The sequence below is a fragment of the Aliivibrio sp. EL58 genome (assembly GCF_900312675.1).
Classification (GTDB): domain Bacteria; phylum Pseudomonadota; class Gammaproteobacteria; order Enterobacterales; family Vibrionaceae; genus Aliivibrio.
The window spans coordinates 835,480-859,055 of the sequence record NZ_OMPC01000001.1 but is presented as its reverse complement, the minus strand read 5'-3'; the positions used below and the strand labels follow the sequence as shown (position 1 = coordinate 859,055).

Genomic DNA, 23,576 nt, shown 5'->3' with positions numbered 1-23,576 from the left:
CAGGCACAATGGAGTGTAGACAATACTAAAGTTTATGCCCTTGCTTTTACTTCTTCTATTCATTGTCATTCTTAGCTATTTTTAGCCCCATGATTCACTCTCTCGAATCGTGGGGATTTTTTCTATTGACTACAAATAATAAGCGCCCCTTTATCAACTTCTTTAATGCTTGATGGCCTATATGTGGTGGGAACAGAAATAGCAATTGGCAACCCTGTCTCGTAAGAAATACCAACCTGCGAGCCATATATTTGGTATTTTGATTGAAATTCCATCATCTCATCTGAACGAAAAGGCTTAAGTATGCCTAGGTTTAAACCTTTATTTTTACAAATCATTTCGGCTTCACTTGGTGAGTAAAGTTGAGCTTCACGTGTAAAAATACCATTATCATTTTTTTCTCTATTCTTAAACAAGTAGATGTACTCATTATCCACAGTAGCAAACCCACTTGCTCCAGAATAACCAACAATGAGGTTAGCTTGCTGTCTATTGTCTTTTTCACTTCCTCCAATAAATGTTAAAGAGGCAGGAACATCGTTTATAATAGCTTGCTCTGGTTTATCAAAAATAAAAACAAGCTTTGACGGAGTAGCTTCTGAATTTGTTTCATTGATACTTAACGTATTTAAATTATTTATATCTTTAAAAGTATAAGTACCTTCATACACAGAAGGTTCTTCAGGAAAAATTCTTATGGCCTTTGAACTATTATCTATGAAGTAGCTTTCTTTTAATTTAGGTAATGACGTTGTTAATAAGATGAACTTATCAATACTTCTTGGCCCTATGTTTGATGCAGCTTTATCTAAAAATGAAACCTCAAATTTAAACTGAGTACCAAGGTCTTCAAATTTATAATTACTTGCTATAGTCGATGTAGATATTTCAACAGCTTTATCTTCATAGAAATCTCTCCAATAATGATTTACGAACGTACCTGTTTCAGCAGGATAGCCATACGTCATCCCCCCAGAGTGCCCAAAACCGTGATTATGCATTTTTTCATGAAGGTAAGTAGTCTTAGGAGCTGTTGCACCTTCCGTGAACAACCTAAAATCACGTACACTTAGCCAGCCATCCCCAATAGTAGCAACTCCATTCGAAGTTCTCGTGAGCATCATATAAGTTGCACTAGGTTTGTTAGCTATTAGACTCACATGTTTTAGAGTATTCGGGGAGGTATCATTACCTCTAAATTTAGTAAAATCATCAGAGCTACTTTCAAATGAATGCGGTATTTGAGTAAGTTCTTCAACTTCACACCAATGACCTTCATGTTTTATTGAGCGTAATTTTGAATTCATGTAATTATCAATGAAACTAATAAACCTAAAATTATAATCGTAATTATTCATTAATAGTTTGAAGGCTCGTAACTCTTTTTCGTATTGATATACGTTCTCTTCTGTCGGCTGAGCATACTTATCATCATCTTGTTTTATATCAGCATAAGCTCGTACATTGGCTTTAAATAAAGGTTGTTCTTCGACAAAATAGGCTGAGGTAACTTGCTCATCAAACCATTCTGGTAATTTAAAGTTAACCGCTTGAAATGGGTAAATAAAAGAGTCCATTCGAAAATATTGTTGGTTAACCTTTACTAGCGGATTATTTAAATACCTAGGAGTTGTGTTTAATAAATCAAAATTAGTTGAATAGTTATGACGAACCTGTACATCATCGAGATCATAACCTTCAAACATAGAACGAGATATCTGGGATACCGAATTATTCGAGACACTAATTACATAATTTTTAGGGGTAACAATAAATGTACTGTGCGCTTTAATAGATGAAGAAGAGCCAATGGACACTGTAACCTTAACTTCGCCTTCTTTATCCCCTCTTATTACCATACCTTCATCAGAAGAAGTAAGCGTCACGGCATCACTCTTATTAACCTCCCATTCTAGTTCTGAATTATTAGTTACACTCACTTTAGAACCGTCAGAAAGAGTTGCGGTTACTTGTAATACGACAGGAACACCAACAATAATTTCTGCAGGTATTGATTCAATAGCAAGCTCTCTAATCGTGGGGTTAGTTATTTTCACTTTCATAACACTTTGATATTCAGATGCATCAAAAGTACCAGAGGCAGTAATGGACACCATACCAATATTCTGACCTAGAAGTACATTCTGTTCATTTTCTTTAAAAAGCGCTATATTTTCATCACTAATAATAAAATTAATATTTGATGTATCAGAGATCTCCGTAACACTACCGTCAGACAATAACGTATTTACCTTTAAAGTGTAACTTCTCCCTAAAGGAAGAGATACTTCTTGTTCATGAAAAGTTAAATTTACAATGACAGGTTCTTCTTCTGTCAAATCACATCCAGTTAAAAGTAGCAGGTAAAAAATAATAAAATAGATAGGTTTATTTTTCATTTACTTATAATCTCTAGCTTTTATTAATATATAATAAATATGAATTTCTTTATGGCCGTCACTCATCTTATATAGAGAAGAACTAGGAGAAACGAAACCTTTAACGGCCCTTAAAAATCAATCATATGTCATTTATAATCAAAAGCTTGTAAGACACTCCCTTCCGTCGCGTAGGAAACGTCTTGAAATCATTCTTATCTCCAATCGAATAACGATATATTTAATAAAAATTTCTATTATCTTAAATTATTTCTCTAATCTAAAGAACTGCATTGAAGACAATCATCGATCAACCTTTTATCATGAATGCAATAACCCAATACAGTTTGTTGTTTTATTATTCGCTCACCTTTAATTTCATACTGCTTAAATGGCAATATAGATTTACTTTTCCCTCTTATTAATAGTGCCGCTCTACTTTTATCATCAATAATAATTTTTTTATTATTTAGAATATCTATCACAGTTACAACCAAACCCTTTACAAAAGGAAAACTATAATAAGATAATCTTGTAGTGTAAATTCAGACTTTTCTGAAAAACAATTAAATAAAGGTGATATTTTTAACTAGACAACGTCTCTTTAATTTCATCAGAGCTAAAACCATGAGAATACAGATACGCATAAGCTTTGCTTTTGTCTTTTGAATTACTTAAATCAAAGCGCTTTTTGTCTAATCTTGCTTGGCAGTTCTCATAAAAATCAATCGAACCGTCCATCTCTAACTTTTCAATTTCTTCATCAAAAGTAGATACATCGATCAGTTTTTGTTTTAGCTCCCGCTTGATAACAGACTTACCTTTTAGTTTACGGGTAAGCTTCTCAATTTCTTTAACGAGATCCGCTTTATCGGCTTTTATTTGCATTTTAGAGGGTAGCGCAGAAGCAACAGGGTGAGATTTGATTGCCTCACGAACATCGGCAGATTTAAAACCATATTTAGTTAGCGTTGCATAAAGTTTATCACTCGATAATGAGCCTAAATTCATATTCGCTAATCGGTTATTCAATAACGTTATTTCACACACTTCATCGCGGTTAGATACATAAGCAATCGCTTCATTAACGATAGATTCATTAATGCCTTTCTCTCTTAATTTAGACAGAATAAACTGACTGCCTTTCTCGCCACTAAACGCCATTTCTACAAAGTTAATTGCAAAGTTTTTGTCTGATTTTAGATAGCCACGGCCGATCAGATCTTCAAGTACGGTATCAATCCACTCTTGATTATCAGTCTTAGCAATTAGCTTCTTTCTTAACTCATCGATAGTTCTGTCTTTGGCTTCAAGATGGTAAAAAGCACTGCCATATACATTATCAATAGTTTTTGCGGGTTTGACTGGACGTTGGCTGAACATAAGAACCTCGGGTAATTGCGTTAACTTATTACCCCAGACTCTAATGCAGATTAAGATTAGTTACTATCATTAAATCCGATGTGTAAGCAGAGTTGCTACCCATTCAAACATATCATCAATCTATAATCACTCAATCATAGACAACACTTTATTTGCGTGAATTACAGAACGTGATTGAATATCGTCAATTGAACCATACATATTAGGGATATAAAGCATATTACAGCTGTATACATAATCGATATCGGATACTTGGCAATATTTCAGGATCTGTATCAATGGTTTCATTAACTCTTCAATCGTTAACGCAATTTCGTCTTCATTACCATAAGCGGACTCCTGTCCACCAAGCGTAAAAGAAAAAACAAACTTCTTATCTTTTAACTGCGTGCCTTTTTCACCACCAAAAGCGAAACCATAACAAATTACGTCATCAATCCATTTTTTCATTAATGCAGGGAATGAATACCAAAATAGTGGAAACTGGAAAATAATAGTATCTGCTTCCAACAAGGCGACTTGCTCTTTTTCAATATCAAACTCAAAATTAGAATGTAGATTTTCCAACATTCTCACATGCAAATTATCTTTAATAATACTTTGCTCTAAATGACTAATAACCCCATGATTGCTAATTGAATTATCATTATTTGGATGTCCCGAAATTACTGTAATATTTTTCATTTTCTACACCTGATTAAGTAAACACCTAGACAGGATAGCGAATTTTTTATATTTGATAATATGGTACTATCGGATAACACTTTACCAAAAATGGGATAATAAGGATGTGGTATGTCAAATGATGATTGGTTACTATTTGCAAAAGTAGCTCAATACAAAAGTTTTTCTGAAGCGGCTAGACGACTAGCTATTCCGACAACAACCGTTAGTAGACGTATACAACAGCTTGAATCTCAATTAGGTGAAAGGCTATTTATTCGCAGTACAAGAAACGTAGCCCTTACCGAATTAGGGCTGCGCTTACTACCGAAAACAAAGCGTTTAGAAACTGTATTAGAAGAGCTAAGAACAACCATAGAAAATAACTCTATTGATATAACAGGAAAACTAAAATTATCTACCTCAGATACTTTAGCCCAATTTTTGATACCAACTCTCGTAGCCTCTTTTTCTGAACAATATCCTTTTGTTAATGTGGATATATCCTCATCAAATAGGAACGAACAAATCATCAATGAAAGTATTGATTTCTCTTTTCGTATTGGCAATTTAGAAGACTCAAACTTAATTGCTTATAACATTTGCGAAATAGAATATGTTTTTGTCGCCTCTCCTCAATTTATTGCTAAGTCTGATTGCGAAATCACCCTATCGGCTCTAGAACAGCTTCCGTGTACTGTCATTAATATTGATGGTAAAAATGTTCCTTGGCTCATTTCAGAAAGCAATAATGCTCTAGAGTTAAACATAAATACAAAATACCAAGTAGATAGCCTTTATGTCGCTAAATCTCTGGCTAAAGCAGGATGTGGGATAGCTTTGTTACCTAAATTCATCGTAAAAGATCCAATAAAGAGTGGCACACTTGTAACTCTATTAGATGAAGTAAATATACAAAAAAAACCACTGAACCTAATCTATTTTGATAAACACTTTCTTTCTGAGAAATCTAAAGTATTTCTAGAACATATTAAGGCTCAACACTCGCATCTAGAAAATATGATTAATCCCGTAATAAGTTGATGACTTAATCACACGAAAGGCATTGATTTGCAACAATACTCGCTAGACTTTCTATGCCCTTTCTCCATTTATCGTTCTCTCGATAAGAGGCAAAACTAATTCGAATACAGTGTTTATATTGATCTTGAGTACAAAACATCGAGCCAGGTAACACACTGATGTTCTCTTCTAACGCTCTTTTATAAATCTCTGTACCATCAGTGCCTAAAGGTAAGGTTAGCCAACATAAAAAGCCGCCCTCAGGCTGAGAAAGATAATAGCGCCCCTTCATATGTTCATAGTTATCTAGTGCTTCTGTTAATTGCTGAAATAGTCGTTTTTGATTGTTTTTATAACTACGTTGAGCCTTATGAATATGCTGTTTATATTTACCTTTTTTTAAGAAATCACTCACCGCCGATTGAATAAGGTTAACGCTACCCATATTTTCTGACATTAAGCGTTTTTCTATTTGAGTTTGATATTTTCCAGCAAGGATCCAGCCTATCCGTAAACGCGAATCTAAGGTTTTTGAAAGTGAACTGCAATAGATCACCCTATCTTCAGTATCTAACGCTTTAAAGGTTTTCTGCGTCCCTTCGTAGGTAAGGCCTCCAAAGATATCTTCTTCGATAAATGGAATACCTGATGTGGCCTTCAGTAAAGCCAAACGTGCTGATTCAGATTGAGTGTAACCGGTTGGATTATTATGAGTGGGATTAACTAATATAGCTTTCACATCCCAAGTTTCTATCGCCTGCTTTACTGCATCAATGTCCAATCCATAGGTAAAATGATTTGGGATCTCAATTACTTTTAAATTCAGGGATTCAAGTAATAACAAAGAGCCAAAATAACAAGGGGAATCAACCAGGACAATATCTCCAGGTTTGGTTAACGCCTGCAAACTTAAACTGATGGCTTGCTGTGCTCCATGAGTTATCAATACCTCATTCGAAGAAACTGAAACGCCTAGCTCTTGTGTAATGTTTGCGATGTATTTCAGTAAAGAAGCATTACCCGGTGGTAATTGATAACAACTAGGTATATTGATTTGCTGACGACTATGGCGACCAATTTCTGCGTATAGACTGCGTATGGCTGGAAAATCAATATCAGGGTGAGCCGATCCCATTGGCAATAAGTTCTGGTGATTTGGTTGGCGTAAAATGGCTTTGCTGAGCGACAGTAAATCAATATCACAAGGCTCGTTCAAGTATTCATTCATGTTATTTAGATGAATATTTTTACTTCCAACTCGGTAGCCCGAACGATCATGGGCAACCACGATTTGTTTTGCTTCAAGCTCTTCATAAGCACGAATAACCGTATTTTTTCCTACCGATAAAGAATCGCTTAACTCTCGGATCGAAGGCAGCTTATCTCCTTTTAGATACAAGCCACGCTCAATCCCTTGTTGTATATGTTCCTTTATTTGTTGATATTTCTTCATCACCCTAACCCAATTATCAACAGTTATCATCTGTACCCAATAAAATAACGAAAACTGTCTCTTACCTCAATAGCTGTACCTAGTTAAAGTACGCGAAAGACAACAATATAAAACAATACACAGGAATTCTCATGCTAACTAAATTCATCCCTTTTATCTTCGTCGCTTTATGGAGTTCTGGCTTTATCGGTGCTCAATATGGATTGCAATTTGCTGAGCCTGCCACTTTTTTATTGATTAGAATGGTTGGGAATATTGTCGTTTTTATTTTATTGTTATTTATATTCAAAGCTCATCTTCCAAAAGGTAAAGATGCAATTCACTCTTTGATTGCCGGTGTATTGATTCATGGATTCTATCTAGGAGGGACTTATCAAGCTATTGCTCTTGGAATGTCATCGGGCTTGTGTGCGTTACTTGTCGGGGTTCAACCGATTCTTACTGCGGTATTATTGGTTAACTTTGGCAACCAACGCCTAAAACCTGTGCAATGGGTAGGCTTAGCGCTTGGTTTAATAGGGATAACCTTAGTATTACAAGGTAATATCGAATGGCAGGACACCAGTAATCAATACACCGCATACTTGTTTGCGTTTATCGCATTAATTGGCATTACCTTTGGCACTTTATACCAAAAAAGATACTGCCAGAACGTAGATTTAGTCGGTAGCATGGTTTGGCAATACAGTGCCGCTTCTTTGGTCTTTTTACCTGTCGCTTTATTAAATGAAACCATGGTGGTGACATGGAATGCTGAATTTATTTTTGGTTTATCATGGTTAGTTTTGGTTGTCTCTGTTACTGCTATTTCATTACTGCTTTATATGATAAAAAAAGGCGACTCTTCTAGCGTGGCTTCTACTTTTTATCTCATACCGCCAATGACTGCATTTCAAGCATGGATAGTATTTGGTGAACACTTTGATACCCAAGGTGCTCTGGGCTTTGCTCTTGCGGCTATTGCGGTTTACTTAGTAATAAGAAAGCCTAAACCATTATTAATTAAAGAACTTAATACATAGTTTCACCAGATTACCCTCTCATTTTCACTCATGTGATAAGTGCAGAATTTAAGCAGCTTCACGCTTTAATTTCTGCACTTTATTTGCTTTATGTAACGCTTTACGCATCTGTTCTAAACGATCTAAAGGTATATTTTGCGTATAAGTGGTGAAAGGTTGTAAATCAGCACACTTAATTGGTTCAAAATCATTAGGCTCTTTTCTATAGAAAAAATAGCTACTTGCAATAGCTTCTAAAGATATATAGCCAAACCTTTCATGAGTTTTTTGTAACCGCTGTTCAAATCTTTTTATTCTCAAACCTTTCTTACTCACATGTAGGGCCTCTAATTTTAAAGTCGCCTTTAGCTTACCAATTAGAGGGGGGTATTCATTTAGCATCTAAACTTAAATTTATTTTAAAATGCACAATTAATGATTATTCTTTCTTTAATGAACTTATCGTGATATTGCTACTCAACATACAATATGCAATTTATAATCGATAAGGTATAGGATGACTTCTCTTGTCCATGTAAGAAATGTCTCAAAACACTATTCAGACTCTAATAAAAATCAACAAGCATTAAGCGATATCAGTTTTGATTTAAAAGCAGGGCAAGTTCTCGGTTTGCTTGGGCACAACGGCGCGGGAAAATCGACACTAATTAATGCCTTATTGGGAACCCATCGTTATGATGGTGAGATCAGTATTAATGGTCTGCATCCTATCGATCAGCACGCCAAATTAATGCAGCATTTAGCGTACATTTCTGATGTGAATGTGTTACCTGAATGGATGAGTGTGAAACAACTTTTAAAATATACCTCAGGAATACACCCAAGCTTTGATATTAATAAAGCGACTTCTGTATTGAGTAATACCAATATCAAATTAAATAGCAAGATAAGCTCACTATCAAAAGGCATGAAGGTACAAGTCCATTTAGCGATAGTCATAGCAACCGATACTAAAGTTCTGATTTTAGATGAACCAACCTTAGGGTTAGATTTATTATATCGCGACACGTTTTATCAGCACTTAACAACTTGGTTTAATGCAGGAGAGCGCTGTTTAATTATTGCAAGCCATGAAGTGGCTGAAATTGAGCATCTATTGACGGATGTATTGATCTTAAAACAAGGTAAATGTGTGAAGAAAGATACTATGGATAACATACCTCAAGGTACATTAGCTGAACTCTTTATTGCTCTTCAAAAGGAATCTATTTAATGCGTCCATCATTATATATGCTTGAAAAAGAGCTTATTGAACACAAAACGATTACTCGTGTCCCTCTGTTTATTCTTCTTTGCGGTGCGGTACTTTTTATTAGCTTAATGATGAACACTAGCCTACAAGATAATTTATTTATTTCCGTCGAGACTCAAGGTAACTTCACTCCGTTTAGCTCTGAGTTTTCAAACGATCTACAACTCGCATTAAGCTTTATCGTTGGTATTTTATCATTAGCTCTAACAACGACTTACCTTTCAAAAACATTACGTAAAGAGCGTAATGAAGGCAGCTCTGCATTTTGGCGCAGCATGCCAGTATCCAGCCAATATACACACGTGGTAAAACTGGCTTTTGGTTTAATTGTAATTCCATTGATTTTTTCTGCATTAGTACTTATCGCCAATCTATTTTTCTGGATAATGAGCCTATCAAGCGACACTGTATTAGTGATGCTTCATGAACACACCTCGTTTATGTCAGTAATTACCAATTGGCTGCAGTTTATGGGAAGAATGCTGCTGGTTAGCGTGGTTATGTTACCTATTGCAGGATTAGTTTTAGCTATATCTCAAGTCAGTAATTCCCCTTTAATCATCTTACTATTAGGTGGTTATGCACTGAAACTGCTTTCAACTTGGGTGCTAAACTGGGATGGTATTGCCGTATTTCTAACTCATATGTATAAGATCCCAACAACGATCTTGCTCTCTTCAAATCCTTTGATGAGTTTTTCACAAGCTGGGATTGGATTCTTAAGCTTGTATAGTTTACTTGGCGCTATTTCATTGTTCGTTAGTATCTCTTTGTATCGAACCACAGAGATCTCTTGGCAATCACTAAACCCACGTTGGTTGTTTAATAAGTAAATAAAAAGGGAGAGGCGCATAAACTGACCTCTCCCTTACTCTTGTTAGTTACTACTTATCTTTAACTACTATATTAAAATCTTTAAGTGACATTGGCTTAAAGTACAAGAAGCCTTGATGCGATGAGATCTGTAACTCATTCAGCATCTCTTGTTGATTCTTATTTTCTACCCCTTCTGCAATCAATTTAATATCTAGATTGTTTGCCAGTAAAATAATATTTTCCAGTATCTTAAGTGACTGTGAATTAGTTTCAATGTCATCAATAAATGATTTATCAATCTTAATAAAATCAAACTGATAATAATTTAGATACCGCAAAGAAGAATAACCAGTACCGTAATCATCCAAAGCAAACTTCACTCCAATCGCTCGAAATTTTTGCATATAACTTGTTATTTTTTCTCTATTTTCAAACTCAGTTGATTCTGTAAATTCTAATACTAACGTAAGTTTTTTAGATAACTGCTCACATAATGTATAAATTTCATCATCATAAAGACAACTTTCCGTCAGGTTCACGCTTATTTTTAAATCAGTACCGTTCAAATCTTTATAACCATCATTAAGTTGGCACAATATCGATTTTGTCATTGCACCAATCAATCCAAATTTTTCCATTTGAGGGATAAAATCCAGAGGTGAAATGATGGTACCACACGGCTTAATCCAGCGAGCCAATACTTCCCCCCCAATGATTTTTTCTTTCTCATTAACTATTGGCTGAACATACGGTGTTATTTGATTTTTTCTAATTGCTTTTCTTAGTTTATAAAAATCAAAATTTAATCGCGTACTTGTGCTTGGTAAAACACGTAACAATATCGACATTAACAGCAAGATGACAATAAGGATTCGATTATCAACAATATAAGCTTTAATTGAACTCCATCTATCGTATTTAAGTAACAAATGAAAATCATACTTATCTGATGAATATATTTTCTCACCGTTTAGAATATGGATACTAAATTGATTTCCTTTCGATATCACATATTGTGAGTTTGATAGTGACATCTGGCCAAGTCGAGAATCCTCTAACTCCATTGGTATTTCTTTCATGAAAAATTGAATACCATTACTATCATCATAACGGTGATAGTATGAAATGCTTGGCTTACCCGTTAATAGGTTCTTTTCTTTTATGTATATCTCTTTTTCAGGTATGCTTTTTTTCGATATGTTGCTACCAACAATCGAGCTACAAAAATACTGGCCATCTTGGATCACTGAGATACTATTGATAGATGGAGAGTCTGCTACCTGTTTTTGCAATGGTAACATCATCTCTTGGCAAGTTTTGCCTTTTAGGTAAGTGAACTCATCGACTAACACTGCCACTTTATCAAATTTCAATTCTATATTTTTAACCGTTTTCTGGATATTTGATTCAACATAGCGTTGATAATCGGTACAGATAGCATACTCAAACAAAATAAATAGGATAACAACGCCAACTATATATTTATTAACAATAAATTTCATTTAGATTACGTCTTCTAATACAGTAACTCTGTTTCTACCAGAGTTTTTTGATTGATATAATGCAGTATCTGCCAGTTTAAATGCTTTTTTAAAAGACATTTTTTTACCCGTTGTTGCACCAATAGAAACTGACACACAGATCTCCGCTATAGGCTCTGCGCAGATTGCTCTTCGAATAGCCTCAGATCGTTTTAGTAACTCACTATCCGATATATGATTAAGAACGATAATAAATTCTTCACCACCCCATCGAATGGCCATATCATCTCTTCTCATATGCTGTTTTATTCGATGACACACTTCTTTTATCACTACATCACCTTTCTGGTGCCCATACTGATCATTAATACGTTTAAATTCATCGATATCAATCACGATAACAGCTCTCCCAAACGTTAAGTTTAGTTTTAATTCATAAAAATCACGACGATATAAGCCAGTCATATGATCTAATCGACAATATGAAAGAAACCGATATAGTGACCTATTAATTGAAAACAATAGAAATGTCATCATCAATGCAATGCCTGAACTTAGCATAAACAAATCAACCATATTTATAGATAGATTTAGTTTTTTACTTACCGGTGTACAAGGGATCTCAATTAAACCACTTGATAAGGATAATGTATGATCACCACCGTAATTCAGAAAGCTATATCTCTTTTTATTGAAATCATTCAACCAATTTGAAAATACACTTACTTTCATATCTAAAATAAACATAGCTCTTAACTGTTTATTTTCATAAATTGGATAGAATATACTTCTAACATTTTTACCTGTAAGCGGTTCTACATAAGGCTCTGTTAATTTAAGATCACATTGAGCAAATGCTTGATAACTTTTTGACATTTTTTCGTTATCTACAATCCGATCAATCCAACTGGAACCTGATGCTTCCTTAGAGTTCAATTTCTCATGCACTTCATGTAATGGTTTAAAATGACCGATATTAACATTAGATTCTAACTTCTCTAGAATAGCTAGACTCCAATAATCATCATTTATATAAATCTTCAACTCGTCTTCTAATAAATTAATACCGCAAGACAAATTTTTGACCTTGCTATCCTCATCAACCATAATAGAAACATCATCACGTTCATGAGTTCCCTTACTAAGAACTACTGTTGTTGTATTTAAATAAAAAGGCGTAATCTTTCTAACAGTATCATATAACTTTGTTATTTTTTCATGAAACTCCATTCTAAATGAATTAGCTTCTAACTTGTTATATTGATATAGCATATAAAAAGACAATAGGAACAAGAATGAGAATGTCTTCAAATACGCATTATTAATACTAATTATTTCACGCATCATCTTCATTCTTATCTAAAGTCACGCGGTTACGCCCCGTATTTTTTGATTGATAAAGAGCTATATCTGCCCTTTTTATTGCATCAAAAGCCAATTCAGAGTGTTGCTGTTTAGAGCCCCCAATAGAAATGGTAATATGCATATTTTCTATCCTCTCTCTTTCTATTCTTGCTCGAATCATTTCTGCTTTTTGATGAAAGAAATCATGCCTCATATGATAGAAAACAATAACAAACTCTTCACCACCCCAGCGGATCGCAATGTCATCTTCTCTAATACTCTCTTTTATACGTTGGGTTACCACTTTGATAACTTTGTCACCAACATCATGACCATAGTTATCATTTACTTGCTTAAAATGGTCTATATCAATAATAAGAAAGGAAGCGCCTTCAACCCGCTTCAGTTTACTTTCAATAAAATCTCGACGAAAAAAACCAGTCATCCGATCATTGCATCGAATATTGTTAATTTTTAGATAAAAGCAATACAAGAATATCGAAAATAAATAAATTGCAGAAGATAAATAAAAACTAACACTTAACAATTTAAATATATCAATACTAACCATTAATGATGGCGCATTTAATGTATATGGGACTTTTATATTAAATGTAGCCCAGTCAAAACCTTTATTTCTAGTAATAAATATCCATCTTTTATTACTCAGGTCACTAACTAATGAATCATTCCAACCTTCTTTAATATCAACAATGATAACTGACACTAATTTTGATTTTAAATAAATAGGATATATAACAGAATGTATTCTTTCATTCGATGAATCTTCTGTATACACCTCTGTGATTCTTATATCATAATTATGAAAGCCTTTATACGTTTTATCTAAACCTTCTAATTTAACAATTCGATCTAACATTAATGAGTCATGCAGTGTTTTATCATTAAATTTTATATAGATATCTCTTAAAGGTAAGAAATAGGAATTACCTGTATTCTCGCCATGCAACTTTTCAATAACTGCAATAGTCCATATATATTTTTTATCTATCGCCTTTAAAAGACTTTGCGAAAGTAAGTTTATCGCTGGTGATAATACTTTGACGGGTCCTGTTTTATTAACAATAATACCAACATTATTAAAATTGTGGATCCCCTCTTCAAGCTCTACTGTATTAGAGTTAATGTAATAACCATGAAATCGTTTTGTTATATCCACAATCTCTTGATATTTTATATTAATTTTCTTTTCTAAAATTGGAATCGATAATACATTATAATAAAACAATGATGAGTATATTCCAGAAAACAACACAAAAAACAAACAAGGTTTAAAAAACCATAATCTTTTTATATTATTCATAGCGCTTAATTATTTATCACTAATCATATATGACTAAAATGCACTCTTACTAAAACAGTGTGATGCACTACAAATGAAAGCATTAATAAGATCCCTCATCGCTTTCAATATGTCCTTTATTTTTGTTTAAAAAAATCTTTAGTCGACAGCACGATCAAAGAATCACTACGATATAATTATCGTAGTGATTCTATTGCTACTGGTTTTATTCTATTTCTTAAATCTGAGTAACTCGTACTTTACTTGCTCTATTATTATCTATTGAAAGTACTTCAAAGTTCCAATCTTGATACTGAACAGAATCACCTACCATAGGAACATTCGTTGTTAACCACATAAACATTCCTGTTAGCGTTTGATAATCTGCTTCTTTCTCTTCAGGTAAAGAATCTAAACTTAAGGTATCTTTTAACACCGTTGTGGGGATAGAACCATCTAGTAACCATTCCGTTTCAGATACTTTTTCCGCCCATGAATCATTTGGGTTTTCAGATTTAAATTCACCCGCTAGTGCCTCAAGTAAATCTTTTTGAGTCACAATACCTTGAGCGTCACCGTATTCATCAACAACCAGCACGATTTCATCACCAGTCGTTTTCAACAACTCAAGCAGTTCACTACCAAACTTATTTTCTAAAATCGTTAAACACGGCAATAAATTACGCATTAACCATTTAGTTCTATGCTCTTGATGTGCTGCTTTCAATAAAAATCGAGCAGTTGTAAACCCAAGTACATTATCCATTCCACCACGAGTCACAGGGTAAATTGAATAATCTGAACGTAATAATTTAGGTAAGTTTTCATCCCATGATTGTTCAGTATCAAAATAAACAAGCTCACTTCTTGGTGTCATTAAGGATGCGACTTTTCGGTCATCTAACTGAAAAATATTACGCACCATTGTGTGTTCTTTTTTCTCAATAACACCCTGCTCTGAGCCTTCATGTAACAGAGCATGAATATCATCTTCCGTAATAGAAGCTCCATCTTGATTTGAACGCCCAAGCAAACGCAGCAAAGCATCCGTAGAGATCGAGAGTAAGAAAACAAAAGGTCTAGAAATAGACGCTAGCACACTAATTAATGGTGCAATAAGTGTAGATATACGCTCAGCATGGAACTGTGCTATACGTTTTGGTACTAATTCACCAACAACAATAGAAACGTAGGTAATAACAACAACTGTAGAGATAGTTGATATGGTCGGCGCTATCGTTACAGGGACACCTAACGATATGACCAACTCTGATATTGGTCCTGCAAGTGCAGCTTCGCCTAAAATACCATTAAGAATACCAATAACGGTAATGCCTATCTGTACAGTAGATAAAAACTGTGTCGGCTCTTCAGCCAGTTTTATTGCTTTAGCCGCAGATGAACTTCCTTCTGCTGCTAGTTTTTGTAATCGACTCTTTTTTGCTGTCATCAATGCAATTTCAGACATAGCAAACACACCATTAATCACAATTAAAAAAAGTAAAATGGCAATATCCAATGTAAACCTCGAATTAATAAATAATGAAAATCAACATAAAGTATGCTGAAATTTTCTACACTTATATGCCTGATTTACAAGAAGGTCAATCATTATATTGAACTATTTTTAAACAAGAAGCTTAATATATACATATAGAAATAAGCTGAAATAATTTGTCGCTAATAGTTCATTATTTTATATATTAATCGCTATTTTTGGTCTAGTTTTTTAATAAATTTAGCAGGACTTCCACCATATAAACAATCAGTTGGCACATCATGATTTACGACAGAGTTTGCTGCAATAACAGAACGAGCACCAATAGTTACGCCTTGATTAATGACTACACTTCCTCCTATCCACACATCATCTTCAACGACAATAGGCTTACAGAAAGTTTCCCAGCGACGACGACTTTTATAATCCAATGAATGTGAAGCCGTGTAAAACTGAGCATTTGGGCCAATTAATACATGATTGCCAATGGTAATTTCAGCACCATCAAGCATGGTCACGTTCATATTAATGAAGGTTTCATTACCAATAGAAATCGTTTTACCAAATTCACAAAAGAAAGGCGCCTGAATAAAACTGTTTCCAAATGCGCTAAATACACTGGGTAAAATGGTTAACTTTTCTTCTGTTTCAACACTCTGATTAAATTTTTTAAGGTATTGTTGTGTTTGATTACGAATAGTATCGATCTCAGGATCGGCGCCATTAAATTCTTGCCCACTTTTCATTTTTTCAAATTCTGTCATCACCGTCTCCCTAAAAAACAAAAATCGAATAGACCAAGTAAAGTCTATTCGATTGAATTTATAAAAAAAGAGTAAATCTTCGTCTAAAAAACTTCCTATTTTAGCGAGGCTTAATGACTCATTACTGATGTCGATGCAATCGGTAATGGTTTAATCAATTTCTGAGCTTTCAAATGCTTCCATACCATTGGTGTAATACAGATAATCAGGGCAATATTAGAGATAGGCATCGCTAGCCATACCCCATCAATGCCAAACCATTTTGGAAGTATCAGCAAGAAAGGCAGTTGAATAATGATATTACTCATTGAGATCACCATCGCTTTTTTGCCTTCATTCACCGATAAGAAGTAGATAGTAACAAGTACAATAATACCGTCTAAGAACATAGCAAACAGGTGATAGCGGATACCAACAATCGTTTCAGCAATTAATGACTGATCACCGTTAGTAAACAGGGCTGTCGTTAGCTCTGGTGAAATATTTAAAATAGCAACCCAAGCTATACCGGTAATAGTTACCCATTTAAGCGCCAGTTTAAAGATTTGGTACACTTTCTTATTTTCTTTCGCGCCATAATAGTAACTAATTGGTGGTTGTGCGCCTTCCGCAATGCCCTGCGCTAGAAGGTAATACAACATAAATAGGTAACCTACAATGGCATAAGCCCCCACTGTCGTTGCCGAGCCATAATGCATCATTAACGCATTATGCATTGCCACAACAAAGCTACCATATAAATACATCACTAGTGCTGACGAACCCAAAGCTAAAGACTGCTTAGCTTTATTTAACGAGAACACAATGTCTTTTAGTGTGATCTGAATACTTGAGCGCTTAGTAAAGAAGTAACCAATACCAAAGACAGTTACAAATGCCTGAGCAATTAATGTCGCTAACGCTGCACCTGATAACCCTAAGCCCATCACACCGATAAACAAATAATCCAATACGATATTTATTAAAGCACCAAGCATCAATAAAAAGGTGGCTACATTAGGCGACTCATCATTTCTGACTAACATCGGCAATGCTGTTGCACAGGCAGTAAAAAAACCACCAAACATTAGTACATTGATGTAATCCATTGCATAAGCAAAGTTCTGGCCTTCAGCCCCTTGTGCAGACAAAATATCTTTAGCGAATAAAACGATAAAGAAGATAGCTATCGCACTTAAAATAGCTAATAGCCAAAAACCCGTAGTAAGCGCGACTTTAGTTTTTTCTAACTTATTTTCACCACGATAAATAGACATTACACTGCCTGTGCCCATGCCTATCATTACGCCTATTGCGCCTAACACACAAATAGCAGGCCATGCCATATTTATACCCGCAAGACCTTCAAAGCCAATATAATGGCCAACAAAGACCCCATCGATAATTTGATACAGACCACTCACCACCATTGCTGCAATAGAAGGGATGGCATAACGCCAAAAAGTACGTGTGATGGATGACTCTGCATGAAATGTTGTCATAATTTACCTCGGTAACAACAAAGAATTGCGGCGAGTATATGGCAGAAATAATGATTGAAAAAGTTAGTATCCATCCGATTTTAAGATAGATGAGTGGTTATTAGAACGGATTATTGCTTTGCGCTTATTGACACTCACAAATTGTGTTATAAGCTTATGAAATAGATATAATTATTCGATATATTCAGTAACAAAGGGCAGAATTATGGTTTCTAAATGGGCAAAACGATTTTTCCAAATGGCTGAATTAGTCGGTTCGTGGAGTAAAGACCCATCAACACAAGTTGGTGCCGTCATAACCAAACACAACCGTATTGTATCAGTTGGGTTTAATGGCTATCCACATGGGGTATCCGACAGCGCAGATACCGATGATCGTGAACTTAAATACTTAAAAACACTTCACGCCGAAGAAAACGCAATTTTATTTGCTAAGCGAGATTTAGAAGGCTGTGATATTTGGGTTACTCATTTTCCTTGCCCTAACTGTGCGGCGAAGATCATTCAAACCGATATTTCAAAAGTATATTGCCCTGAGCAGACCGAAGATTTCTTATCTCGTTGGGGTGAGAAGATCCAGATCAGCCAAGATATGTTTGCTCAAGCAGGTGTTGAGGTGACGTGGTTGCCTTTGGATACATTAAAATAACCGGATAATGAATAATATTAATCCGGCTATTGATGTTGTGGTATTAAATAATAAATACCACAACATTATTACAAATAAGCAAAAGCATCTGCATACATTCGTTCTTGTTGCGCCTTCTTTTTTGCCACTAATTGTTCTTTTACTGCTTTTGCCATCATTGGTGGTCCGCACACATAAATATCAAATAAGGTAAGATCTATAAAATCTTCCATAATGGCATCAAGCACCGTTCCCCGCTTTCCTGACCATAAATTTGAATCGTCATCAATAACAACAGGTACATAAGATAAATTGGTGTATTTTATTGATAACAGTTTCAGTTCTTCATCTATATATAAAAATTCACTGTTCTTTACTCCCCAATACACATAAATCGGCTGAGTAAATCGTCGATTTAAACAATTTTTAAGAATGCTGTTGATATAAGATAATCCTGTCCCACCAGCGATTAATAATAAAGGTTTTCGACTGTCTTCACGCAACCAAGCATCACCATGAGGAGCATCAATTTCAATCGTAGAATTTTTAAGTAAAGCATCCACAAAATACTCCATCGCCTCTAATGAACTGTCTTTGTCAGAACTGCCGATATGCAATTCAATTGCACCTGTCTCAGTAGGGCAACTCGCAATTGAAAAAGGCTGTTTTTTGTTGTCTTCTAAATAGGCAAAGATATATTGCCCCGCTTTAAACACAATAGATTCACTTGACGTAATATAGACTCTATAAATATGATTTTTAGCCGCCTCTATTTTTAAAACCTTACATTTAACTCGCATACGCTACTCCTGATTGTCGATTCTTTCTTGCATTATGTTTGCCATAGAAAGTGCACAGCCTTTTTGTGCTCGGGTATTTAACCGTCGAACAATATTCACCGTCGTACCTGGATAAGCATCAGGCGCTTTTACATGATGAACCGTGCCAATATCATCCGTGACAATAAACGCGGGATAACCTGTTGCAGATGCATCCATATAGCTTAATAAGCCTAATTCCCCCTCATCAACAGGTTGTAAGGTTTCTGGATCTAATGCACGTGCGTATACCCATGGAGGTACATGCTTTCGTTGCTGCTTGTCTTCAAAAAAACAGGTATTTAATTCAACTTGATTAAAAGTGTCACGAATTTGATTGATATTAGATAAGTGAAAAGTATCCATCACCATGTCATTAAACTCATTGCGATTTAACGATTCACTTTGATTTGATTTCCAGCCACCTCCAGTAATGACATGCAAGCGATCTCCCGCTTTTAATTGAATTTCATGCTCTTTCATGTATTGGCATAACAGATAAACAAAATAAGGAGGGCCGATTAAACACATGTCCTTTTTAGAATAATAAATACGAAATAGGTGATCAATCGTACTTTCAAAATCAATCTCATCATCATTAACAGTGAACTCTGTCGGGTACAGTAATTCAACTAAGCTCATGACATATTTAAACCATACATTATTGGTATTAAATCGATCTGGCCCAAGATTGACTAACTCCATTTGGTGATCAAACCAATCTCCCACATATTTCATTCCAAAATTTACAGATCCTAATAAACGTTCAATACTGAGACGATCACGTCCAATATAACTTTTGACTCCACTGGTTCCGCTGCTGGTATACCAATTTTCTATTTCGGCTTCACTTGCAGTATGGACTTTCAATTGCTTAAAAACAGAGGTTGGAAATACAGGAATATCGTCAAGTGTGTGAATGTTTTCACTAACGTGTTGAGTGACACAATAATTTCGGTAAGTTTCATTTCGATTATAGTGAAAGTGAAACGCTTCTCTCACTAGTTTATCTTGTATTCTTTGTTGCTCTTCAAATGTCCATTCTTGCGGAGAACTCATAAAAATAAGATCATCAATTTCTGAGCTTGCTATAATTTCATGCTTCTCAACAGATACCTGAATACTCATATATACTCCAAATTATTAAAGTAATAATTAGCATTATAAGATATAGATAATGGCAGAAGAAATCTGCCATTATTTAATCATGATTAAGTAAGATTCTGATGAATTTTCTGATTGACCATATTAATAACATTCTCAATGTTATTTTGATCTCTCATTGATTCAAAAGATAAAAGAACAGTCGAGGCGCCGGTTTTTTCAATCGCTAATTTAGTCGATTCATAATAATCACTATCCGTTCCCACTGCATTCTCTTGAATGATCCTATTCATTTTTTCTGCTGGGTCGATATTTGGCCAAGTTTCTATAATATAACTTTCTAAATATTGCCTAACCTCTTCACGAGCTATGTCACCATCAGCATTTAGATTAACAATAACGGTTAATTGGTGATCTATTTTTGAAGTATCAACGCAATATTGTGTCGCTATTTTATTATAAAGTAAGGCGTACTCTTCTTTCATATTAAGATCGTCATCCCATTTAAAGGTTAACGGTAACCCCTTTCTCGCAGCCCAAGCGACTACTTCATCACTGCTTGCAACAACGTATTGTTTAGGGCCATTTTCACTATAACAATGAGGGTTAATTGACACTCTAGGAAAATCATAAAAATCATTTTGAGGGTGACAATAACCTGTAGTTAATGCCTCATTAATAATGGCGTAGCAAGCTTCAAATTGTGTGTGTTGAGACAGGGTATTACGTTTAAAAAATATCATTTCAAAGTCATTTTCGCTATCACTAAAACCAAGTATAAAACGCCCTTCAGATACTTGATCCAATAAACTGACTTCTTCAGCAATACGAACAGGATGATGGGTTGTTATCACCTGATTTAATGAACCAATGTGCAACTTATCTGTTAACCCAAGTAAAAATCCAGCCGCGGTAATTGGAGCGCCTATAATGCCATTTTTCGAAAAATGATGCTCATGAACAAAAACGGTGTCAAAATGGTATTTTTCAGAATCAATGAGCGTTACCGTATTTATCATATTATCGAGCGTTTCTTCGGAGGTAGATCCATCAACTTGAAAGTTGAGGAAAAATAATCCAAATTTCATAATGTATTCCTTACGCTATTAAAATGTATTTATAATCACTTAGGGTCTTTTAAGAAAGGGGCGACTTCTGTCATGAAAAGCTCCATGGATGCTATTATTTCATCTTCAGTACCGTTAGCTTCAAAACCACACGTAATATTAGTGATACCTGTAGCATCAATGTCACGCTGAATGATATCGATACAATCTTCAGGCGTTCCTACCGGATTGAGATTATGGCTGTAATCAACACGTCGATTTGTATTTGTGTGACCTTGTAAAACGAAATCTCGCCACTGTCCTTTATGGTAATCATAACCACGAGTCTGATTACTATCACTGAAGATATTTGTGGCATTAACATAAGACTCATACCAATTTACTAGGAATTTTCGACAAATTTCGCGCGCTTTTTCTCTATCGTAATCCACAGAACAAATGTAGGTTAATGAATGATCAATCTTGGTAATATCGTGACCATACTCTGTCGCGATCTCATTATAGAGTTCCATTTGTGCCTTCTTCTCATTCGTTCCGATAATCCAACTTAGAACCATAGGAAGCCCTTGGCTCGCCAACCATTCTGTTGTGCTAGCTGATTCTGCAGTCATGCACGTTGCTATTTCTTTTGAATATGTCGTTGGATAAATCTCAACACTAGGGAAATCAATATGTTTACCATCAGTGCTAATGGTTCCAGTTTTAAAGCTATTAGTAATCATCTTATGAAAATCTTGTGTTATTTCACGAGACTCTTCCATATTAGCCCCAAACACTCGGAAGTCTTTATGATACAACCCTCTCACAACACCAAAGTTGAAACGCCCTTTCGACAGTTGGTCTAATAACAAAACATCTTCTGCCTGACGAACTGGATGAGCAGTTGGAATAACCACTCCCATTGTTCCTACTTTCAGAGTTTTGGTTCGTCCCAGTATATTCGCGGCTGACACAAAAAGACTCCCTGTAAGGCCAAATTCTGTGAAATGGTGTTCAAGAGTCCAATAAGTATCAAAACCCAGTTCTTCAGATGCAACGCCAAGCCGAACAAAGCGGTCCATTACTTGTTTATGACTTTCATCAGGTGGTTGGTATGAAAAACAAATATTTCCGAACTTCATAATATCTTCCTTTATTGTGATATGTCGTTTACGCTATCGAACTAGGCCAATATGAAAGATTCATTTTCAATTTGGCTTTTTAATCGACGTTCTTTTACTGTCACACTCGTCACCTCTTGAAATTTTGGTTCGATGATTTTGAACTCTAAATCTAAAGATCCTTTATCTAAAGCCATTGCGGCTTTCGTTACTGATTGATAAAAATTTCTTAAAACAACAAGGTTTTCCCCTAAATCATGTGAGCTACCAATTAATGAATACAGTTTGCACTTTTTAGGATCAAGCGTATTAATTAATGTAATAACCTCATCTTGTTTAACCCAATTATCATCGTTAGCCGTAAATGCAATAAATGGAACATCGCTGTTTTTCATCTTATTAATTGTCGAATGTAACGTGTCCCACTCATGCTTAAAGCAATCGGTAACAAAAGTCTCTGAACCTAAATTATGTCCCTCAAAATCTAAATCTTCGGGTAAATCATGAATCGCTAATTGAAGATAATCATACTTTAATGCTCGTTCCAATGTATCCCGCAAGTTAACAACACCAACCGCAGTCACTAAGAAAGAAATGTCTATTTCATTCGCTATCTCATAAGCAATTCGAGCAGATAAACTGGCGGCAATAAGCCCCAAGTTATTAATACCGCGTTCATTAAGCCAATCAATAACCGTCAATAAACTATTCTTTCCGATCGTCATGGAGAATTCATTAATATCACCACTGCTTAAACCTACATGATGAAGAGAATCATAACGAATGACATGGAATCCATTACTTGATAGGTATTCTGCAAGACCAGCAAAATGATCCATTCGTCGAGCAAAACCAGAAGCAATGAGGATCGTGTTATTTTTTATCTTTGTATTTTCTTTGGGCAACGTTTCCCAAACCCTAATGGTTTGACCATTTACAAGAGTAATAACATGATCAATGGTTGAGAACGTGTCTGTATTTTCCATGTAATATCCTTT

General features: G+C 35.0%; 21 protein-coding genes. 5 read left to right on the top strand and 16 right to left on the bottom strand.

The features are described from left to right. Nucleotides 1-122: 122 nt before the first annotated feature. From ED622_RS03725 to ED622_RS03710, 3 genes are all read right to left on the bottom strand, one after another. On the bottom strand, nt 123-2,399 hold the full coding sequence (locus ED622_RS03725; protein ID WP_122032595.1) for a hypothetical protein: 2,277 nt from the start codon (nt 2,397-2,399) through the stop codon (nt 123-125). Between the two features lie 564 nt (nt 2,400-2,963). Further along, nucleotides 2,964-3,761: a RecX family transcriptional regulator gene (locus tag ED622_RS03715; RefSeq protein ID WP_122032593.1), complete on the bottom strand. Its 798-nt coding sequence runs from the start codon at nt 3,759-3,761 to the stop codon at nt 2,964-2,966. Nucleotides 3,762-3,887: 126 nt separating this feature from the next. Next, on the bottom strand, nt 3,888-4,445 hold the full coding sequence (locus tag ED622_RS03710) for an NAD(P)H-dependent oxidoreductase (RefSeq protein ID WP_122032592.1): 558 nt from the start codon (nt 4,443-4,445) through the stop codon (nt 3,888-3,890). A gap of 111 nt (nt 4,446-4,556) precedes the next feature. Between ED622_RS03710 and ED622_RS03705 the strand changes: the two genes are divergently transcribed. Beyond that, complete coding sequence (locus ED622_RS03705; protein WP_122032591.1) at nt 4,557-5,468, top strand: LysR family transcriptional regulator; 912 nt, start codon at nt 4,557-4,559, stop codon at nt 5,466-5,468. A 4-nt stretch (nt 5,469-5,472) separates the two neighbouring features. Here the strand turns inward: ED622_RS03705 and ED622_RS03700 are convergent, their stop codons facing one another. Further along, the gene (locus ED622_RS03700; RefSeq protein ID WP_162922441.1) at nt 5,473-6,900 is read right to left on the bottom strand and encodes a PLP-dependent aminotransferase family protein; all 1,428 of its coding nucleotides are present in this window, start codon (nt 6,898-6,900) and stop codon (nt 5,473-5,475) included. A 131-nt stretch (nt 6,901-7,031) separates the two neighbouring features. Here ED622_RS03700 and ED622_RS03695 point away from each other — a divergent pair, with 131 nt between their 5' ends. After that, nucleotides 7,032-7,922, top strand: a complete 891-nt coding sequence (locus tag ED622_RS03695) for a DMT family transporter (RefSeq protein ID WP_122032589.1) — start codon at nt 7,032-7,034, stop codon at nt 7,920-7,922. 48 nt (nt 7,923-7,970) lie between these two features. On the opposite strand, the gene ED622_RS03690 is transcribed toward ED622_RS03695, so the two are convergent. Then, nucleotides 7,971-8,237, bottom strand: coding sequence for a hypothetical protein (locus ED622_RS03690; RefSeq protein ID WP_162922440.1), 267 nt, complete (start codon nt 8,235-8,237; stop codon nt 7,971-7,973). Between the two features lie 181 nt (nt 8,238-8,418). On the opposite strand from ED622_RS03690, the gene ED622_RS03685 reads away from it, so the two are divergent. Together ED622_RS03685 and ED622_RS03680 are read left to right on the top strand one after the other, a co-directional pair. Further along, nucleotides 8,419-9,135, top strand: a complete 717-nt coding sequence (locus ED622_RS03685; protein WP_122032587.1) for an ABC transporter ATP-binding protein — start codon at nt 8,419-8,421, stop codon at nt 9,133-9,135. Then, nucleotides 9,135-10,007: a hypothetical protein gene (locus tag ED622_RS03680; RefSeq protein WP_122032586.1), complete on the top strand. Its 873-nt coding sequence runs from the start codon at nt 9,135-9,137 to the stop codon at nt 10,005-10,007. Before ED622_RS03685 ends, ED622_RS03680 begins: the two co-directional genes overlap by 1 nt. A gap of 51 nt (nt 10,008-10,058) precedes the next feature. Here ED622_RS03680 and ED622_RS03675 read toward each other — a convergent pair whose 3' ends face one another. The 6 genes from ED622_RS03675 to ED622_RS03650 form a co-directional block, all read right to left on the bottom strand. Beyond that, nucleotides 10,059-11,492: an EAL domain-containing protein gene (locus tag ED622_RS03675; protein ID WP_122032585.1), complete on the bottom strand. Its 1,434-nt coding sequence runs from the start codon at nt 11,490-11,492 to the stop codon at nt 10,059-10,061. Further along, nucleotides 11,493-12,818 carry a GGDEF domain-containing protein gene (locus ED622_RS03670; RefSeq protein WP_254052579.1) on the bottom strand — a complete coding sequence of 442 codons (1,326 nt, stop codon included), beginning with the start codon at nt 12,816-12,818 and terminating at the stop codon, nt 11,493-11,495. Then, on the bottom strand, nt 12,808-14,139 hold the full coding sequence (locus ED622_RS03665; RefSeq protein WP_162922439.1) for a GGDEF domain-containing protein: 1,332 nt from the start codon (nt 14,137-14,139) through the stop codon (nt 12,808-12,810). Before ED622_RS03665 ends, ED622_RS03670 begins: the two co-directional genes overlap by 11 nt. Nucleotides 14,140-14,356: 217 nt before the next feature. Continuing rightward, on the bottom strand, nt 14,357-15,637 hold the full coding sequence (locus tag ED622_RS03660; protein WP_122032584.1) for a hemolysin family protein: 1,281 nt from the start codon (nt 15,635-15,637) through the stop codon (nt 14,357-14,359). Nucleotides 15,638-15,828: 191 nt separating this feature from the next. After that, complete coding sequence (locus ED622_RS03655) at nt 15,829-16,380, bottom strand: sugar O-acetyltransferase (protein ID WP_122032583.1); 552 nt, start codon at nt 16,378-16,380, stop codon at nt 15,829-15,831. Between the two features lie 110 nt (nt 16,381-16,490). After that, nucleotides 16,491-17,861: an MATE family efflux transporter gene (locus ED622_RS03650; RefSeq protein ID WP_122032582.1), complete on the bottom strand. Its 1,371-nt coding sequence runs from the start codon at nt 17,859-17,861 to the stop codon at nt 16,491-16,493. Between the two features lie 205 nt (nt 17,862-18,066). On the opposite strand from ED622_RS03650, the gene ED622_RS03645 reads away from it, so the two are divergent. After that, nucleotides 18,067-18,510, top strand: coding sequence for a dCMP deaminase family protein (locus tag ED622_RS03645; RefSeq protein WP_122032581.1), 444 nt, complete (start codon nt 18,067-18,069; stop codon nt 18,508-18,510). A 68-nt stretch (nt 18,511-18,578) separates the two neighbouring features. Here ED622_RS03645 and fre read toward each other — a convergent pair whose 3' ends face one another. The 5 genes from fre to ED622_RS03620 all read right to left on the bottom strand — a co-directional run bounded on the left by fre (nt 18,579) and on the right by ED622_RS03620 (nt 23,564). Then, nucleotides 18,579-19,289: an NAD(P)H-flavin reductase gene (gene fre, locus ED622_RS03640; protein ID WP_122032580.1), complete on the bottom strand. Its 711-nt coding sequence runs from the start codon at nt 19,287-19,289 to the stop codon at nt 18,579-18,581. Between the two features lie 3 nt (nt 19,290-19,292). Next, nucleotides 19,293-20,435, bottom strand: a complete 1,143-nt coding sequence (locus ED622_RS03635) for a long-chain fatty acid--CoA ligase (RefSeq protein ID WP_122032579.1) — start codon at nt 20,433-20,435, stop codon at nt 19,293-19,295. Between the two features lie 83 nt (nt 20,436-20,518). Then, a complete protein-coding gene (locus tag ED622_RS03630) occupies nt 20,519-21,499 on the bottom strand; it encodes an alkanal monooxygenase (protein ID WP_122032578.1) in 981 nt (326 codons plus the stop codon). Between the two features lie 35 nt (nt 21,500-21,534). Next, on the bottom strand, nt 21,535-22,599 hold the full coding sequence (locus ED622_RS03625) for an alkanal monooxygenase (protein ID WP_122032577.1): 1,065 nt from the start codon (nt 22,597-22,599) through the stop codon (nt 21,535-21,537). A gap of 41 nt (nt 22,600-22,640) precedes the next feature. Continuing rightward, entirely contained in the window at nt 22,641-23,564 is a 924-nt protein-coding gene (locus tag ED622_RS03620) for an acyl transferase (protein WP_122032576.1), read from the bottom strand. Nucleotides 23,565-23,576: the final 12 nt, after the last annotated feature.

What these genes read in the sequence shown, in the direction of transcription:
- ED622_RS03725 (WP_122032595.1), bottom strand. Translation starts at nt 2,399, where the DNA reads ATGAAAAATAAACCTATCTATTTTATTATTTTTTACCTGCTACTTTTA.
- ED622_RS03715 (WP_122032593.1), bottom strand. Translation starts at nt 3,761, where the DNA reads ATGTTCAGCCAACGTCCAGTCAAACCCGCAAAAACTATTGATAATGTA.
- ED622_RS03710 (WP_122032592.1), bottom strand. Translation starts at nt 4,445, where the DNA reads ATGAAAAATATTACAGTAATTTCGGGACATCCAAATAATGATAATTCA.
- ED622_RS03705 (WP_122032591.1), top strand. Translation starts at nt 4,557, where the DNA reads ATGTCAAATGATGATTGGTTACTATTTGCAAAAGTAGCTCAATACAAA.
- ED622_RS03700 (WP_162922441.1), bottom strand. Translation starts at nt 6,900, where the DNA reads ATGAAGAAATATCAACAAATAAAGGAACATATACAACAAGGGATTGAG.
- ED622_RS03695 (WP_122032589.1), top strand. Translation starts at nt 7,032, where the DNA reads ATGCTAACTAAATTCATCCCTTTTATCTTCGTCGCTTTATGGAGTTCT.
- ED622_RS03685 (WP_122032587.1), top strand. Translation starts at nt 8,419, where the DNA reads ATGACTTCTCTTGTCCATGTAAGAAATGTCTCAAAACACTATTCAGAC.
- ED622_RS03680 (WP_122032586.1), top strand. Translation starts at nt 9,135, where the DNA reads ATGCGTCCATCATTATATATGCTTGAAAAAGAGCTTATTGAACACAAA.
- ED622_RS03675 (WP_122032585.1), bottom strand. Translation starts at nt 11,492, where the DNA reads ATGAAATTTATTGTTAATAAATATATAGTTGGCGTTGTTATCCTATTT.
- ED622_RS03670 (WP_254052579.1), bottom strand. Translation starts at nt 12,818, where the DNA reads ATGATGCGTGAAATAATTAGTATTAATAATGCGTATTTGAAGACATTC.
- ED622_RS03665 (WP_162922439.1), bottom strand. Translation starts at nt 14,139, where the DNA reads ATGAATAATATAAAAAGATTATGGTTTTTTAAACCTTGTTTGTTTTTT.
- ED622_RS03655 (WP_122032583.1), bottom strand. Translation starts at nt 16,380, where the DNA reads ATGACAGAATTTGAAAAAATGAAAAGTGGGCAAGAATTTAATGGCGCC.
- ED622_RS03650 (WP_122032582.1), bottom strand. Translation starts at nt 17,861, where the DNA reads ATGACAACATTTCATGCAGAGTCATCCATCACACGTACTTTTTGGCGT.
- ED622_RS03645 (WP_122032581.1), top strand. Translation starts at nt 18,067, where the DNA reads ATGGTTTCTAAATGGGCAAAACGATTTTTCCAAATGGCTGAATTAGTC.
- fre (WP_122032580.1), bottom strand. Translation starts at nt 19,289, where the DNA reads ATGCGAGTTAAATGTAAGGTTTTAAAAATAGAGGCGGCTAAAAATCAT.
- ED622_RS03635 (WP_122032579.1), bottom strand. Translation starts at nt 20,435, where the DNA reads ATGAGTATTCAGGTATCTGTTGAGAAGCATGAAATTATAGCAAGCTCA.
- ED622_RS03630 (WP_122032578.1), bottom strand. Translation starts at nt 21,499, where the DNA reads ATGAAATTTGGATTATTTTTCCTCAACTTTCAAGTTGATGGATCTACC.
- ED622_RS03625 (WP_122032577.1), bottom strand. Translation starts at nt 22,599, where the DNA reads ATGAAGTTCGGAAATATTTGTTTTTCATACCAACCACCTGATGAAAGT.
- ED622_RS03620 (WP_122032576.1), bottom strand. Translation starts at nt 23,564, where the DNA reads ATGGAAAATACAGACACGTTCTCAACCATTGATCATGTTATTACTCTT.